General features: G+C 39.1%; 15 protein-coding genes. 8 read left to right on the forward strand and 7 right to left on the reverse strand.

Annotated features, from left to right (window positions below; translation table 11 throughout):
- Nucleotides 1–596, forward strand: a 596-nt coding sequence (locus IQ247_RS19935; RefSeq protein ID WP_228059889.1) for a molybdenum cofactor guanylyltransferase, incomplete at its 5' end; no start/stop codon positions are given.
- Nucleotides 597–704: 108 nt separating this feature from the next.
- On the opposite strand, the gene IQ247_RS19940 is transcribed toward IQ247_RS19935, so the two are convergent.
- The 4 genes from IQ247_RS19940 to IQ247_RS19955 form a co-directional block, all read right to left on the reverse strand.
- Entirely contained in the window at nucleotides 705–1151 is a 447-nt protein-coding gene (locus IQ247_RS19940; protein ID WP_193922858.1) for a YiiD C-terminal domain-containing protein, read from the reverse strand.
- Nucleotides 1152–1183: 32 nt separating this feature from the next.
- On the reverse strand, nucleotides 1184–1486 hold the full coding sequence (locus IQ247_RS19945; RefSeq protein WP_193922882.1) for a ricin-type beta-trefoil lectin domain protein: 303 nt from the start codon (nucleotides 1484–1486) through the stop codon (nucleotides 1184–1186).
- Nucleotides 1487–1612: 126 nt separating this feature from the next.
- Nucleotides 1613–2662 (reverse strand): ABC transporter permease, encoded by a 1050-nt coding sequence (locus tag IQ247_RS19950; RefSeq protein ID WP_193922859.1) that lies wholly within the window; start codon nucleotides 2660–2662, stop codon nucleotides 1613–1615.
- A gap of 89 nt (nucleotides 2663–2751) precedes the next feature.
- Entirely contained in the window at nucleotides 2752–3270 is a 519-nt protein-coding gene (locus IQ247_RS19955; RefSeq protein WP_193922860.1) for an adenine phosphoribosyltransferase, read from the reverse strand.
- Nucleotides 3271–3958: 688 nt separating this feature from the next.
- Between IQ247_RS19955 and IQ247_RS19960 the strand changes: the two genes are divergently transcribed.
- Together IQ247_RS19960 and IQ247_RS19965 are read left to right on the forward strand one after the other, a co-directional pair.
- Nucleotides 3959–4585 carry a DUF3038 domain-containing protein gene (locus IQ247_RS19960; protein WP_193922861.1) on the forward strand — a complete coding sequence of 209 codons (627 nt, stop codon included), beginning with the start codon at nucleotides 3959–3961 and terminating at the stop codon, nucleotides 4583–4585.
- A complete protein-coding gene (locus tag IQ247_RS19965) occupies nucleotides 4582–6000 on the forward strand; it encodes a DUF4335 domain-containing protein (protein WP_193922862.1) in 1419 nt (472 codons plus the stop codon). Before IQ247_RS19960 ends, IQ247_RS19965 begins: the two co-directional genes overlap by 4 nt.
- Nucleotides 6001–6189: 189 nt before the next feature.
- Here IQ247_RS19965 and IQ247_RS19970 read toward each other — a convergent pair whose 3' ends face one another.
- Complete coding sequence (locus IQ247_RS19970) at nucleotides 6190–8457, reverse strand: transglycosylase domain-containing protein (protein WP_193922863.1); 2268 nt, start codon at nucleotides 8455–8457, stop codon at nucleotides 6190–6192.
- Nucleotides 8458–8915: 458 nt separating this feature from the next.
- Between IQ247_RS19970 and IQ247_RS19975 the strand changes: the two genes are divergently transcribed.
- Nucleotides 8916–9800, forward strand: a complete 885-nt coding sequence (locus IQ247_RS19975) for a hypothetical protein (RefSeq protein WP_193922864.1) — start codon at nucleotides 8916–8918, stop codon at nucleotides 9798–9800.
- Between the two features lie 397 nt (nucleotides 9801–10197).
- On the opposite strand, the gene lspA is transcribed toward IQ247_RS19975, so the two are convergent.
- The gene (gene lspA / locus IQ247_RS19980; RefSeq protein WP_193922865.1) at nucleotides 10198–10674 is read right to left on the reverse strand and encodes a signal peptidase II; all 477 of its coding nucleotides are present in this window, start codon (nucleotides 10672–10674) and stop codon (nucleotides 10198–10200) included.
- Nucleotides 10675–10754: 80 nt separating this feature from the next.
- Entirely contained in the window at nucleotides 10755–11342 is a 588-nt protein-coding gene (locus tag IQ247_RS19985; RefSeq protein ID WP_193922866.1) for a biotin transporter BioY, read from the reverse strand.
- Nucleotides 11343–12106: 764 nt separating this feature from the next.
- Between IQ247_RS19985 and pstS the strand changes: the two genes are divergently transcribed.
- The 4 genes from pstS (at nucleotide 12107) to pstB (ending at nucleotide 16142) form a co-directional block, all read left to right on the forward strand.
- Entirely contained in the window at nucleotides 12107–13243 is a 1137-nt protein-coding gene (pstS, locus tag IQ247_RS19990) for a phosphate ABC transporter substrate-binding protein PstS (protein ID WP_193922867.1), read from the forward strand.
- Between the two features lie 106 nt (nucleotides 13244–13349).
- Nucleotides 13350–14312, forward strand: coding sequence for a phosphate ABC transporter permease subunit PstC (gene pstC, locus IQ247_RS19995; RefSeq protein WP_193922868.1), 963 nt, complete (start codon nucleotides 13350–13352; stop codon nucleotides 14310–14312).
- A gap of 19 nt (nucleotides 14313–14331) precedes the next feature.
- The gene (pstA, locus tag IQ247_RS20000; protein ID WP_193922869.1) at nucleotides 14332–15216 is read left to right on the forward strand and encodes a phosphate ABC transporter permease PstA; all 885 of its coding nucleotides are present in this window, start codon (nucleotides 14332–14334) and stop codon (nucleotides 15214–15216) included.
- 119 nt (nucleotides 15217–15335) lie between these two features.
- Entirely contained in the window at nucleotides 15336–16142 is an 807-nt protein-coding gene (gene pstB, locus IQ247_RS20005) for a phosphate ABC transporter ATP-binding protein PstB (protein WP_193922870.1), read from the forward strand.
- Nucleotides 16143–16162: the final 20 nt, after the last annotated feature.

Raw genomic sequence — 16162 nt, forward strand, 5'->3', positions numbered from 1 at the left:
CTCCCAATCTCCCCATCGCCGCCTTAATCCTCGCTGGCGGTAAAAGTTCTCGTATGGGTACAGATAAAGCACTTGTAAATTACCAAGGTAAGCCGATGTTGCTTTCTGTTTATCAAGTTGCTGCTGAATGTACCCAACAAGTTTATATTTTGACTCCTTGGATTGAGCATTATCAAAATATTTTGCCATTAAATTGTAATTATCTAGTTGAAACTCAACCCGGAAAAGGACCAGTGAATGGTTTATCCGAAGGCTTCGAGCAAATTTCCGCTGATTGGATATTATTACTTGCTTGCGATCTACCTTTATTAGATGTAGAAATTATTCAAAGTTGGATAAAGAAACTTTCAACAATTCCAACTTCAACATTGGCTTTAGTTCCCCAACGTTCGGATATTTGGGAACCGATGTGTGGATTTTATCGCAAAGAGGTAAAAACTGAATTAGATAGTTTTTTAAAATCAGGAAAGCATTCGTTTCAAGAGTTTCTTTCGGGGATTGAGGTAGAAGCTTTAACTGTTGATAAAAAAGTGGATTTGATGTTGTTTAATTGTAATTATCCAGAAGATTTAGAAAACAAAAACATCAACCCCTAGCAAAATCACTAAACTTACCCATACAAGCAAAGCCCACCGGAGGTGCTTCACTGCATATTCATACAGAAACGGTATTACTAATGTTGAATCACCAAAATAACTAAATTATTAATTTATTGCTACATAAACACCAGTAAAATTTGCCGCCTTCATACCACCAGTAAACACATCAACATTCAACTCAATTCTACTTTTTGATTTCTTTTCTAATATTTTGATAAACTTCTGCCAAATTTGCTCCGATGGGAACGGACAAAAAGCGATAAAATTACCATTAATGGGCTGAAGATATTCTATAGAATTACGCTGGATGACAATTCGCGAGGATAAAGATAACGCTTGTAAATTAGCATGAACTAAAGTCCATCCGGAAAGAATCGCTAAAGCACAAACACTACCACCAAACACTGTCGAACGATGATTTATATTTGGTGTTAATGCCCCTTGCAAAGTAACACCATGTTGATCAACTTGCTTAACCTTAACCTCCATATATTTAGATAGTGGAATATGCTGATGGAGGTAACTTTCAACTTCTGCAATGCCCAGAAACATGATTTTAATTAATTATGACAATAAATCAATTATCAATTCCCAATTCCCAATTTACTTTGTAATAAAAAATCAATTTTAGGTAATAATGGGTCAGTTACAATACCCACACCATTAAAACTCCATCGTTGAAGTACAGTTTTTAATTGACTACCCGAAATCGATTCTACCACCAGACGGTCTACTAAATCACCAGCATGGGTATTCAAATAGCTTAAAGCATCAAAACTTTCGCGAAATATCAATACAAAAGTAGACCCATCATCTTCATTAGGACGCGCTGCTAAATACCGACCATCAGCTTTAGACCTGATTAAATAATATATTTCCGACAACATAAGAAAAGTTAGTACCACCGGAGTTAGGAATTATAAAAATAGTGGTAGTTGGCAGCCCCAGGGCTTGCTCATTATCTTTAATTATCCTCAAGCCCAATTACCAATTACCAATTACCAATTACCAATTTAAGATTTTCCTAAAGTAATGCGAGGATCGGCAATTTTAAGTAATAAGTCTGCTACCAAATTACCAGTAATCAATAGCACTGCGCCCATTATCAAACTAGCCATTAATACATATAAATCTTGAGCGCGTACTGCTTGCAAAGTCAAAGTACCCAAACCGGGCCAATTAAAGAAAAATTCGGCAATAAAAGCACCACTTAATAAAGCTGCTAATTCAAATCCCAATAAAGTAATTAGCGGATTTATGGCATTACGAAGAGCGTGGACGTAAATAACTCGGTTTTCTGGTAATCCTTTGGCACGGGCTGTTTGAATGTAATCTTGACGCAATACATCTAATAATTCCCCGCGAGTTATACGCTGTAATCCAGCAAAACTGGTGATGCTCAAAGCAATGGTAGGTAAAATCATATGCCACAGAATATCAATCACTTTTCCCACGGGTGATAGTTCGGCGTGATAAATACTCGTCATATTTCCTACTGGGAATAGAGGAGTTGTAATTTGAGCAAAAATTAACAACAACAAAGCTGTAATAAAGCTGGGAAAACCTTGTCCGGCATAGCTAATTACTTGTAAAATCCTGTCGGTAGCGCGGTTTTGTTTGACGGCAGCTAAAATTCCCAAAGGAATGGCGATCGCCCAAGTGCAAATCAAGGATGCAATAGCCAACAATAAGGTTGCTGGCACTCGTTCCCATATTAATGAAGCTACTGAACGTTGATAGAAAAAACTCGTCCCAAAATCTCCTTGAGAAATTATTCGCCACAGCCATAGGAAATACTGTACGTGCCAAGGTTTATCTAAACCAAACTGCTCTTGGAGTTCCTGAATTCTTTCTGGAGAAATTTTGGGATTTTGTCGTAAATTATCTAAATAATCCCCTGGAGCTAATTGAATAATTAGAAAAGAAACTATCGACGCTAAAAGAATTGTCAGCAGCGCTTGCAATAGTCGTTTGACAATATAAAGAAACGTTTCGCTAGTTACTATCCTCACAAACGAATCTTTACTTGATTCCCAAAAACTTTTTGATGTTGTTGCAGTCATAGTAAAGGTCAAAGGTTTAAGCTCAAAGGTTAAAGGTCTGTATGTCAAAGGTTCCTAACAACTAACCACTAACCACTAACAACTAACATTTAATATTCAACAAGAGTCACAATCGGTACATCTGGCAATTTCTTGCGTCCTTGCAATTCTTGTAGCTCGATGATAAACCCAAATCCAACTAATTCACAGCCAATCTTGTTTAGGAGTTCCGCAGTAGCACAAGCTGTTCCACCTGTGGCAATTAAATCATCAGCTATTATTACTCGACTCCCCGGTTGTAAAGCATCCTGATGCACTTCCAGACAGTCCGTACCATACTCTAGTGCATATTCAATTGAATGAATCGACCCTGGTAATTTACCTTTTTTGCGGACGGGAATGAAACCCGCTCCTAAGTTGTAAGCCAAAGGTGCGCCGAAAATGAATCCTCGTGACTCCATCCCGATTACAAAATCTGCCGTCATTCCAGCATCAGTACATTTTTGTGTAAATAAATCGATAGTGTATCTTAATCCTTGGGCATCGCGCAGCAAAGTAGTAATATCTCGAAACAAAATTCCGGGTTTAGGGAAATCAGGAATATCGCGAATCAACGATTTTAAATCCATAATATACCAAAGTCATAATTGGCACAGTCCGATCAGCTAAACAACATCTAGGTTAAGCAAAACTGACTGCGTTACTCAATTTACTATATAAGCATAAAAAACTTGTCGCCCGGTTTCAGATATTTTGCTTTTAACGTTAAGTAAAAAGTGATTAAATCAGTTATCAGTACCTACAAGTTTATGAAGGGGGATTTAAATTCAGGAATTAAGTCCTAGGCATTTAACTGATAACTGATAACTGGTAACTGGTAACTGATAACTGGTAACTGATAACTGATAACTGGTAACTGATAACTGATAACTTTGTTGATATTAACTGTAAACTAGCCGTCATAAAGGTTTAGGCTATAGTGGAGCTAATAATATTCCATGTGTGGCGTTCAGTTATGCTGTCAAAGAATCGCTCTTGATTTCTCAGATGGTTATTGGATGTCGATTATTGACGAAAAGATCGAATTTGCCGCGAACAAGGGGTTGTAATTGTACTACTATTTTCAGATAGGTGAATTAAAAATGCTTTAAAACTTGGATTTTCGGTATACGGAAAGCTTTGATATCAAAGAGTAATTAATGTATATATCAGGCAGTTGGATTACTACCAGATGCCAACATATTTTTTCGCAGGCTACCATTGTTTAATCAATTTTACCGTTATTTTTAGGATAGCAGCCCTATAAGGAACTGATAAATGAATGTCTCCGCTCCTTTAACGCCGTTCAATAGTCCGGCGCAACAAGATTTACCGATGATTTTGGACACGCTACCCGACCCCGCAATCGAAGGAAAGGGATGTCCAAGACGAACCAGGCAACAAATTGACCTGATTTTACTGGCAATTGAAGCTTTGGACCTTGGTGGCTCTGAAGCCATTTTGGCATTTGCTCAAGAGTTGGATTTGAAAGGAATTATCAAAGACCGAGTAAATTTATGGCGCATGCGTAGCACTAATCCTTTGCGAAGAGCTAATATTCGTCGTCCTTTGACCATTATGGAAGCAAAAGCTTTGGTGGTTATTTCTTGCTATTTAGCTAGACGATTGACTGTTGTCATCCGTCAATTGCTAATGATAAATCAGCAGATGGCTGACAAACAGATTCCTTTAGAACAAAATTTGCGATTGTCTAATTATTTAGAACGCTTTCGAGCGCATTTTAGAAGCCGCATGAACAAGAGACGTTCTGGATTATTATCACTTAATTCTGACGAAAAATTAAATGAATTAGCTGTAAATTTATTAGCACAGTTACTTTTTTGTACGGGAACAGCCGGTATGCAGCGTTTCTGGATTAGTCTTTTTGATGGTGAAGTAGAATGAATATTCAACGTAAGTACAGTTTACCTAATTGCACTCTACTTTTAGAAGGTTTAAACGACGCTTCAAAAACAACACAGTTTCAAGAAATGCGTCCGGAACTCTCTATTTTAGTAAATGCCGAATGTACTTTATCTGGTTATACTCAACCCCTCGCGGGTGGTAGGCAGTTTTTTGAAAGTTTAGTTAGAGCTGTCAGTGCCTATGCTCAAGAATTTTTGAGTAATGTTTCTAACCCCCAAGCACACAATTCTGAATCGGAATTAGTACAGTTACAAAGAATTAATCATAATCAACACCGATTGAGCGTACATTCTGACATGGCTCAAGGTAATTTAAATAATGGTGGTAATGCCAAACAAACCATTGAAATTGATTTAAACTCAGTACAATTGTTCGATTTAGTCGAAGCCGTAGACCAATTTTTTGCTGATACTCAAACTTTGCCAGAATTGACTTTAGAACTACAACCAGTTGCGAGGGGACATAGTGCTGTTCAAGCTGTTTTACTCGAACAAGCAGTACCCGCGACTTTTGGACTCACCAGTTTAGCTGCTGCTGCCATCGCGTTTAATTTAATTCCTGCACCAGAGTTTAAAACACCATCTACCGAGCAAGAAAAGGTCAACTCCACTACTGAAGTCAATCCAACCAGTCAACCGACTCCCGGAGCTAATAAACAACAAGGGAATACCACTACAACACCTAACCAATCTTCTAATCAACCGGGAGTCGTGAGGGATTTAGAAAAACTGATTGGTTCAGCTCCCGAAATCAAGAATGCATCGCGATTGCGTAAATTGAATACTCAAGTATACGAACAACTTAATCAAGCTTGGGAAAATCGTCAGTTGCAATCCGATTTGGTTTATCGTCTGGGTGCGGCTGGTGATGGTGCCATTATTGGTTACAAAGCTATAGATGAAACAGCCAATGCGGGCATTGAACAAACTCCCCTACCTAAATTACTTTATAATCCCGCTAACAGTGCTGCCATCGCCAATGAACCAATTGCTCAATTTAGGGCAGTTTTTAGAAAAACGGGAGTTTTGGAAGTTAGTCCCTGGATTGGATACATTAATAAGTCTGATAATCTAGGAACAAATATTACCGACCAAAACACCATTTCTAGTTTAAATCAAAAGCTATCAAGTACTATTCGTCAAAATTCCGGCAGTAATACTACTTATAATGAAGTATTAAAATATCGAGTAGCTGTTAAAGAAAATGGCAGCATTGCCGACTATGAACCATTGAATAAAGCAGCCTTTGACAATTTCCGACAAACGCCTATTCCCAAACTATTTCCAGGTGATAATACGAACAATCCAGCACAAAAAGCATCTTTGGCTCAGTTTCAAGTGGAATTCAAACCAGGTGGAGAAGTGGAAATTACACCTTGGCAGGGATATCGTTAATGGGTAATGGGTAATGGGTAATGGGTAATGGGTAATGGGTAATGGGTAATGGGTGAAATAATTAATAATCAGGAAGTTTTGACGGACACGCTACGCGCTTTTTAAAATATATACTTCAATTACCAATCCCCAATTACCAATTACCTATTACCAATTACCTATTACCAATTACCTATTACCAATTACCCATTACCTGACAACTTTACCCATATAATTTCCCCATAATTGAGCGGCTTGGGCGCTACTACCTCTGGTGGGAGAATTGTTATCGTTTCCCAACCAAATGCCCGTAGTTAGTTGCCGACGGGGGATAAAGCCAATAAACCACAAATCAACGTTTTTATCTGTGGTGCCGGTTTTTCCACCTTCTCCAAATCCAATAGAAGCACCTCGCCCCGTACCGCTTGTGACTACTTGACGCATTAAATTAATCATCGTGTCAGCAACCCCAGCTTTAAGCACTCTATTATTAGCTTCTCGATCTTGATTGAAAGAATAAATCACGCGACAGGTTGATAAGTCATTGCGATCGCTACACTGACTACTATCAAGAATTCGTTTGATAGCATGGGGACGATTCCATACACCCCGATTACCAACAGCGGCGAAAGCTCCGGTCATTTCTAATACAGTTGTTTCACTTTGACCTAATACTAAACCAGGAACTGGATTAAGTTGCGATCGCACTCCCAATCTTTCGGCAGTTTTGACTACTTTATCCAAGCCAACATCGCGAGCAATTCGCAAAGCAATGGGGTTTTCTGAAAGAGCGTATCCAGTCGCAATAGTCAATGGAGCAGTACCGCTTCTACAAGGTTTATAAGTAAAACCCTGCCAAGTTATAGAATTACAGCCATAACTTCTTCCTGTAGAAAATCCTTGTTCGATAGCGGCGGTGTATGGAAAAATTTTAAACGTGGAGCCTGGTTGTCTTTTTGCTTGATAAGCCCGATTAAACTGAGTGGTTTGATAATTGCTACCACCAACCATCGCAATAATCGCACCTGTACTCGAATCAAGAGTGACTATAGCTCCTTGAGAAAAGCCAAAATTCGCTCCACTAGTTTTAATGTGGTTATTTAACGAAGCTTCAGCAGTTTCTTGAATTTTTGGGTCTAGCTGAGTTTCAATAATAAAATTTCCTTCAGATGCCAATTCTTTTCCCAAAATAAATTCCAGCTCGCTAAATACATAATCGTAAAAATAAGGAGCAATTCTGTTGGCTTGACGCTCGCAAACCTTCGAGCTAACTTCAAGGGGCGAACGTCTGGAACTATTGTACTCATCTTGCTTGAGTCCACCCATTTCTCGCATTCGTCTTAACACACGATTGCGATAGCCAATAATTCTATTTCTGCTTTGAGTATCACCGCAAAAATTAAACCCATTGGGAGCGGGTAAAATTCCCACTAAAGTCGCAGACTCTGCTGCTGTCAATTCTTTAGCTGATTTTTCAAAATAATACCGCGCAGCATCTTCAAACCCCGAAGTATTTACACCCAAATAAACTCGGTTTAGGTAACTTAATAAAATATCGTCTTTACTATAAAAAGTTTCTAGCTTCAACGATACAATAGCTTCTCGGACTTTGCGACCTAGAGAATCCTGTCTGCCTACATAATCTCGGAATAAACTACGGGCTACTTGCTGAGTAACCGTACTCGCACCTTGTTGTACATCACCGCTACGGGTATTGATAAGTACGGCTCGTAAAATACCATAGGGGTCAACACCGAAGTGCCAATTAAAACGGCTATCTTCGGAAGCTACAACCGCTCCAGGTAAATAAGGACCAAAATCCGACAGTTTTTTCAAATCTATATGAGCAATAGTTCGGGGTTCTTGTAAGGGTGTTTCACCATCTCCAGCGTAAACTACTACTGGACCTTGAGTGGCTTCGGGTAGAGGTCTAACCGAAAATTTTAGCCATTCGATACCAATTATCAAAGCAAACAACAGACTGACTCCGGCTACTCCATAACCTGCCCAAGTCGCAGTTTTTACGTAAAAAGGTGGCGGATCTAAATATTGTAAACGTACCGAAGCCGCAAGTTCGGGTGGTCCTAAAGTCAAAACATCACCATGACGCAATTCCAAAGATTCAATTCTACGCTTACCTCGATAAATGCCATTGGTTGATTTTTCATCTTTAATGACAAAAACCGACTTGCCTTGAGACGAATCTCGTGATAACGACAGATGAATTTGGCTGACAACCGGATTTCGGATGACTATATCGCAGGATTTGGAACTACGACCAATCGTATAGCGATCGCCAAGCAAAGGATACATTTGAGCCGTTGATGCCCCAGCTTCCTGTACCCAAAGTTCTGGTACCCTAGCATTCGGCTTGAGCGCCAGCTTGGAAAAATCAACCCGAGCTTGAATTGTCTGTACAGCTTGAGTCAGTTGACCAAGCAATGTCTGTGGCTTTTTCGGGGGTTGGGGAGAACTCATGGGCTATTCACACCACGGTTGTAATTTAATAATCGGGCAAAATGATGCCCTGTAACGCTGTTATTTCACTATTCTACTTATAAGCATATATGAAGTTTGCTAATACGTAATTGTTCCACTAGTTATATGATACAAATAATTGACTTAGTAAAATTACTTATAAAAGAATTTTCTCCCTATTTAATAATGGTTGTAATTCTTTGATACTCAATTACTTATTATTACTTAGGAGTTAACAATATTAATTCAAATCGGGAAAAAAATCAGTATATTTATCAATTGCTCTATTAGAAACGATAAAAATTTGACCGGGGAACGCCGGTTAGCGGTACACCGCTGACATTTTTAGCTGTTTAGATAGACAAAATTACAAATACACATCTTCATTTAGACAGATTTTATGAAGCCATTTGTTTGATTTAATGGGCTGAGGTATTACTTTCGAGGAGTGGATAATTATGAAGAGCAAATTTGTAACCCTTATTGGTACAGCTCTGACTCTAGCATTAAGTAGCACTGTTGCGGTTGCTCAATCGACTAAGTTTCCTGAGCGAGACTTTCCTGAGCGCGAAGCACCTACAGAAGTTTCAGAATCTGATGACGCTCTTGTTGCAGCTGCTGAAGAAAAACTTTCACCGGATGCAATGGAAATTTTATGTGTCCGTTTCCCATTGAATTCTCGTTGTGAAGGTAAAGCAGAAGCAACAACTTCTCCAGAGAACACAAATACAGAAGAAATTACTCCCCCAGATAATACTATTGAGACTACACCAGGCGCTCCTCTTCCTGGTACCACTCCTGAAGGAGAAGTAGCTCCGAGTGAAGATGATGCTCCTACCAATATTACTCCAATGCCTGGTGGTGTAACTCCTGAAGCAATTCCTAGTGAAGAAGATGCTCCCACAAATATTACTCCAATGCCTGGTGGTGTAACTCCTGAAGCAACTCCTAGTGAAGAAGATGCTCCCACAAATATTACTCCAATGCCTGGTGGTGTAACTCCTGAAGCAATTCCTAGTGAAGAAGATGCTCCCACAAATATTACTCCAATGCCTGGTGGTGTAACTCCTGAAGCAATTCCTAGTGAAGAAGATGCTCCGACAAATATTACTCCAATGCCTGGTGGTGTAACTCCAGAAGCAACTCCTAGTGAAGAAGATGCTCCGACAAATATTACTCCAATGCCTGGTGGTGTAACTCCCGAAGCAACTCCTAGTGAAGAAGATGCTCCGACAAATATGAATCAACCAGGAGACACAACTCTTCCAGACTCAAATTCCCCTAGCAATACCGAAGAAGAAACAACTCCTGATAATGGAGCAGGGATATTAGCCCCTCAATAAAAGTCAATTAGTTAAAAAACCTTCATAATAATAAGGTAAAAAAAATAAGTTCTGGTTTCTCTAAGATTAGTGATTGGGCTTAAAGCTACAGCTAATGCCATTAGTGAGTATCCAGAACTTTTTTATGAATTATTTCCAGGATAATTACAGAAGTCGGGTTTTTAGTATAAATATCTGTAAAATCCTGATAAATCTGAAAAAACCCGACTTCTAAACCCAACTTCTCAATTGCAAATTTGATTATTATTAACTGTTAACTGATAACTGTTAACTGATAACTGATAACTGATAACTGTTAACTGATAACTGATAACTGATAACTGTTAACTGATAACTGATAACTGATAACTGATAACTGTTAACTGATAACTGTTAACTGTTAACTGATAACTGATTATTATCTTGAAGAATGATGATTTGAAGGTGTTTTTTGAAAAGAGGCAATTATTAAACAAGCAATACCAATATTAATAAATACATCTGCCAAATTAAATACAGGAAAATTAATTAGTCTAAAATCAAGAAAGTCTATAACGTAGCCTAGTAAAAATCGATCAATTCCATTACCGATAGCTCCACTCAGAATTAAACCATACCCCCATTGCTCCCAACGAGTTAAAATCGGACTAAATAAAGCGAAAGCTATCAATGCTACACTTACTAATAAAGATAGCCAGCGTAACCACTCTACTTTCCCTGAGAACAGACTAAAAGCAGCCCCAGTATTTTGAACATAAGTAAAGTGAAATATTCCTTTTATTATTGGTTGCGTTTCTCCTAAAATAAAATTTTGCACTACCCAGTATTTCGTCAATTGATCCAAGATAAAACCGGCAATAGCAGCTATCCAAAATAAACGATTTTTTAAACGCATGAGATATTAGTTAGTGGTTAGTTGTTAGTGGTTGGTTGATGGTGATTAAGAGTTATTAATTGTTAACTGTTAACTGTCAACTAATAAAACATTAAATGTCGGAGTACGTATGCTACTACAGTAACGGCACAAACTACAGCGAATTGTCCCGGTAATAGAAGCAATGAATATTCTTTAATTGCTTGCAATAAGGATAATTTTTCCGAACCTTGCCAACCTAAAGCATAAGTGATCACCAAATAACTAATACCGCACAGATGAACTGTTAACAAGCCACAAATGCAACTAAATCCGAGAGTTTCTAATTTTGGTCTAACCTTAAAAGCAAAAAAACCGCAAATCCAAGCCCCAGGAATAAAACCTAGTAAATAACCGAACTGGGAAAGCTTGACATAGCCGATACCTCCACCGTCAGTAAATACGGGTAACAAAGTTAAACCCATGACCAAGTAGGCAATTTGGGAAAGCGCCCCAGCATTATTACCTCCCAAACAACCGACCAACAACACCCCACCAATTTGATAACTGACACCTAAAGGAAAAGCATGAATTCCGTGGTTACTCCAACTCCAAGGTAGGATGGTAATATAAGCTTTTTGGAAGGTACCACACATAGTTAGTAGTAAGCCAATCATTGACCATAACAATTGGTTGGATGCAGCTAGCATTTATCAGATTCTCATACAGAAAGGGGAAAATAATATGACTATTCTTTGCTGACTAATGGTCTATGTCATTAGTTGCAAGGATTCCAATATTTGTAGTGGGAGCGTCTCGCTCCCTATTGACGATAAACCAGCCTTTCGGCTCACAATCTCTCAAACCACCACAATAAATAGGGCAGACTTTTAATTAAAAAAATACTTATATTTTTATAGAGTTTTATAGAGTTTTACTTTTTTACTGATCTTGCATCCTATTCTAATGCGTCTAACTACCTAATGTCCAAAATTTGACTTAGGTCGCAAGTCATCAACCTTATTTATCTAATTACTACTCAGCTATATAGCTGCTCCCAAACCAACTGTTCCTCCCAAACCTACCCCAAGAAAATGTTTAATTAATCAAGGTACAGGTACTTAAAAAGAATGTCACACAAAACTAACTACTCTTAGACCTAAAAAAAATCTATGCCCACACAGATACATACAATAGATGTCATTATTTATTGTTAAAATTTAATATCGCTATAGAATAAATTTTGCTGATGGTAATCATACACAATTTGTAATGTATTATTTATTTCTTTTCAATGGCTAAATAATTTAAAGATTTTTGACTATAAATTATTTGAATAATAAATATAAATTTTTGCCGAAATGAGTATAAAGAAACATTAGCATCGAACTTTATCCAACTTTGTTAACCTTCTCTTTACTGATTCGGGGTATATTATAAACGATACCTGCATAATTACTCAACTTACACATCCATGTTTTCTACTAAATTTGTAGCTAATAAGTCTCGTTTGACTTGGATATTCTCAGTATTAGCACTTACTGTTACTTTGGCAGCTTGTGGCGGTGGAAATGATACTGCTGGTGAAGGTACTCCTGGTGGTGCTACCGATGTTGCTGCTAGCAGCAAATTGGATTTGGGTGAAGACACCACTTTGAATGGCGCAGGGGCATCTTTCCCCGCATTGCTTTACCAGCGTTGGTTCAAAGATGTCAGCACTAAGTATCCTAATCTACGAGTCAACTATCAATCAGTTGGTAGTGGTGCTGGTGTTAGACAATTTATCGAAGGTACAGTTGACTTCGGTGCTAGCGACGTAGCGATGACAGATGAAGAAATCGCCAAAGTAGATAGAGGCGTGTTGTTACTACCTGTTACTGCTGGTAGCATTGTATTCGCTTACAATTTGCCCGGAGTCGATAATTTGCAGCTACCACGTGAAATTTATACCGATATATTACTCGGTAAGATTACTAAGTGGAATGACCCCAAAATTGCTGCGGCTAATCCCGGAGTAAATCTTCCCGACCAAAACATTACAGTTGTATATCGTTCCGATGGTAGCGGTACAACTGGTGTATTAACCAAGCACTTAAGCGCTATTAGCCCAGCATGGAAAAGCGGTCCTGGCGAAGGTAAGACTGTATCTTGGCCTACAGGAATTGGTGCTAAAGGTAATGAAGGTGTGACCGCTCAAATTAAACAAACTGCTGGTTCTATTGGTTATATAGAGTATGGTTACGCTGTTAGTCAAAATCTGACTATGGCTGCGATAGAAAACAAAGCAGGCAAATTTATTCCACCAACCGACGAAGCTGCATCCAAAGCTTTGGAAGCAGTGGAATTACCTGAAAATCTCCGTGGTTTTATTGAAGATCCTGAAGGAGAGGAATCTTATCCTATCGTTACCTATACCTGGATTTTGGCTTACGAGAAGTATGACAATCCGGCAAAAGCCAAAGCGATGGAAGCGACCATTGAATATGCCTTGACTGAAGGTCAGAAAGTTGCTCCAGAACTCGGTTACGTTCCTTTACCTCAAAATGTAGTAGAGAAAGTTGCTGCTGCTGCTGACAAAATCAGTCCCGAATACAACATTGCTATAAAGTAAATTAGCCGTTGAAGATTAATCTTTCAACTGCATATGATCGTTTGACTAGTTAAGGAATAATGTGGTTCGCTCCCACATTTTCTCTATTACATGGGTATAGTTTTTTATGAATACATCAGCCCAGAGTAGACAACCAGAAGGTAAAAATCGCTCTGAAGCAGATAGAACGCTTGACCGTAGTTTTATTTTGGTAACGCGAATTTTCGCTTTCGCTGTTGCCGTACTCTTATTATGGATTGGATTTCAGGTTGGCATTCAGGGACTTCCAGCATTAAAAGAATTTGGTCTGGGTTTTTTAGGGACAACCGATTGGAACCCACCGAGAAGCCAATTCGGAGTATTACCGCAAATTTACGGAACTTTAGCTAGTTCTTTTATTGGTTTGTTGATAGCTGTACCGATTGGGATTGGGACCGCTCTATTGTTAAGCGAAGATATATTACCTGTACCAGTAAAAACTGTACTGGTTTTCTTAGTAGAACTGCTAGCAGCGATTCCCAGTGTTGTCTATGGTTTATGGGGAATTTTCGTCTTAATTCCTTTTTTAGGAACCGTTGGTACATGGCTGAATCAATACTTGGGTTGGCTACCAATTTTTAGTCGTCCCGAATCGGGAGCAATTGGTGGCCCGGGGCTATTACCTGCTGGAATTATTTTGGCAATTATGACTTTGCCAATTATTACAGCAATTTCTCGCGATGCATTGGCTTCAGTACCTCGTAGCTTGCGCGAAGCTGCTTATGGATTGGGATGTACCCGTTGGGAAACGCTTTTACAAGTGATTATTCCAGCGGCATTTTCTGGTATTGTCAGCGCTATAATGCTTGGGCTTGGTCGGGCAATGGGAGAAACAATGGCTGTTACCATGTTAATTGGTAACTCCAACAGAATCAGTCCTTCCTTATTTGCACCTAGCAATACAATTGCTTCTTTGTTGGCAAATCAGTTCGCAGAAGCTGGCGGTTTGCAAATCAGTGCCTTGATGTACGCCGCGTTCGTGCTATTCTTATTGACTCTGATTGTGAATATTTTGGCAGAGTTAATAGTATTGCGAGTCAAGCGATTGTAATGTAATGGTGTATTAAATTATGACTAGTTTTTCAGACCAGCCACAAAGAGCATTTGGAAGCGGTAGTTTAAACCGTTCTTCTAACTCTCCCCGGACACTATTTAACAATGTAATGAATGGTGTCATATTTCTTTGCGGGGTATTAGCTTTATTGCCTTTGCTGTTAGTACTTTCTTACTTGCTGATCAAAGGTTTCAGCAGCCTGAGCTTAGACTTGTTTACCCAATTACCTCCAGCACCCTTGGATAAGGGTGGTGGTTTTGGTAATGCTATTCTCGGTACGGCGATTATGGTGGGAATTGGAACTATAATCACCGTACCCATTGGAGTTGCAGCAGCGGTTTATTTGACAGAGTTCAGCAAAGGACAAACGGCTCGTTGGATTCGCTTCGCTACCAACGTTTTGAGCGGGGTTCCTTCGATTATTGCTGGTGTTGTAACTTACGGTATTTTAGTTGCGCCGTTTGGCGGATATTCTGCGATCGCTGGTGGTGTGGCTTTGGCAATTTTGATGCTGCCTATTATCGTTAGAACTACTGACGAAGCTTTACAATTAGTTTCTCAAGATTTGCGCCAAGCAGCTATTGGAGTAGGGGCAACCAACTATCAAACAGTTCTACAAATAGTATTACCTGCGGCTTTACCATCAATTCTGACTGGTATAACTTTATCTGTAGCTCGCGCCGCTGGAGAAACGGCACCTTTACTATTTACTGCTTTGTTCTCCTTCTATTGGGCGAGAAGTTTAACCGAACCAACTGCTTCTCTTGCTGTTTTGGTTTATAACTTTGCGATTTCTTTCGACCAAAACCAGCAGTCTGTTGGTTGGGCTGCGTCTCTAATTTTGGTTTTACTAGTTTTGATTTCTAGTATTATTGCTCGCTTGGCAACTCGTAGCAAATAGTACGAACTCAATTGCGATTGAAAGCCAAACAGAACAAATAATATTATTATACCACCAGACATTGGGAAGACTAGGATTACGGCTTTTAAGCTTTCTGAGAAATAATTAACGTAAGATTTATGGCTACACAAATTCCGACAGCAAACGATACCCAAACTGTATTACGAACAGAAGCGTTAAATGTTTACTACGGTAAATTTTTGGCACTCAAGGATATCTATATGGATATCCCCAAAAACCAGGTAACAGCTTTTATTGGTCCTTCTGGATGCGGTAAAAGTACTCTACTACGATGCTTTAACCGTCTCAACGATTTGATTGACGTATTCCGCGCCGAAGGTCAAGTTCTTTATAACGGTCAAAATTTATATGACCCCAAAGTTGACCCTGTAGAAGTACGTCGTCGAATTGGCATGGTATTTCAAAAACCCAATCCGTTCCCTAAATCGATTTATGAAAATATTGCTTTTGGAGCCAGAATTAATGGTTTTAAAGGTAATATGGATGAATTGGTGGAACGTTCTCTCAGAGGAGCCGCTTTATGGAACGAAGTCAAAGATAAACTAAAACAAAGCGGTTTATCCATATCCGGGGGACAACAACAACGTTTGTGTATTGCTAGGGCGATCGCAGTTCAACCTGATGTAATTTTAATGGATGAACCTTGTTCTGCTCTTGACCCCAAGTCTACTCTCCAAGTAGAAGAGTTGATCAAAGAACTCAAGGAGCAATTCACCGTTGTTATCGTTACTCATAATATGCAGCAAGCATCGCGAGTATCGGACATGACAGCCTTTTTTAACGTTCGAGTCGGGGAAAAAGGAGGTCGTACTGGTTATTTAGTTGAATACGACCACACCGAAAGCATTTTCCAAAATCCTCAACAGCAGGATACCAAGGAATACATCAGCGGTAAGTTCGGTTAAATATTAGACATTAGGCAAAT

This window comes from Plectonema cf. radiosum LEGE 06105 (assembly GCF_015207665.1).
Lineage (GTDB): Bacteria > Cyanobacteriota > Cyanobacteriia > Cyanobacteriales > Nostocaceae > Rivularia > Rivularia radiosa_A.

What these genes read in the sequence shown, in the direction of transcription:
- IQ247_RS19940 (WP_193922858.1), bottom strand. Translation starts at nt 1,151, where the DNA reads ATGTTTCTGGGCATTGCAGAAGTTGAAAGTTACCTCCATCAGCATATT.
- IQ247_RS19945 (WP_193922882.1), bottom strand. Translation starts at nt 1,486, where the DNA reads ATGTTGTCGGAAATATATTATTTAATCAGGTCTAAAGCTGATGGTCGG.
- IQ247_RS19950 (WP_193922859.1), bottom strand. Translation starts at nt 2,662, where the DNA reads ATGACTGCAACAACATCAAAAAGTTTTTGGGAATCAAGTAAAGATTCG.
- IQ247_RS19955 (WP_193922860.1), bottom strand. Translation starts at nt 3,270, where the DNA reads ATGGATTTAAAATCGTTGATTCGCGATATTCCTGATTTCCCTAAACCC.
- IQ247_RS19960 (WP_193922861.1), top strand. Translation starts at nt 3,959, where the DNA reads ATGAATGTCTCCGCTCCTTTAACGCCGTTCAATAGTCCGGCGCAACAA.
- IQ247_RS19965 (WP_193922862.1), top strand. Translation starts at nt 4,582, where the DNA reads ATGAATATTCAACGTAAGTACAGTTTACCTAATTGCACTCTACTTTTA.
- IQ247_RS19970 (WP_193922863.1), bottom strand. Translation starts at nt 8,457, where the DNA reads ATGAGTTCTCCCCAACCCCCGAAAAAGCCACAGACATTGCTTGGTCAA.
- IQ247_RS19975 (WP_193922864.1), top strand. Translation starts at nt 8,916, where the DNA reads ATGAAGAGCAAATTTGTAACCCTTATTGGTACAGCTCTGACTCTAGCA.
- lspA (WP_193922865.1), bottom strand. Translation starts at nt 10,674, where the DNA reads ATGCGTTTAAAAAATCGTTTATTTTGGATAGCTGCTATTGCCGGTTTT.
- IQ247_RS19985 (WP_193922866.1), bottom strand. Translation starts at nt 11,342, where the DNA reads ATGCTAGCTGCATCCAACCAATTGTTATGGTCAATGATTGGCTTACTA.
- pstS (WP_193922867.1), top strand. Translation starts at nt 12,107, where the DNA reads ATGTTTTCTACTAAATTTGTAGCTAATAAGTCTCGTTTGACTTGGATA.
- pstC (WP_193922868.1), top strand. Translation starts at nt 13,350, where the DNA reads ATGAATACATCAGCCCAGAGTAGACAACCAGAAGGTAAAAATCGCTCT.
- pstA (WP_193922869.1), top strand. Translation starts at nt 14,332, where the DNA reads ATGACTAGTTTTTCAGACCAGCCACAAAGAGCATTTGGAAGCGGTAGT.
- pstB (WP_193922870.1), top strand. Translation starts at nt 15,336, where the DNA reads ATGGCTACACAAATTCCGACAGCAAACGATACCCAAACTGTATTACGA.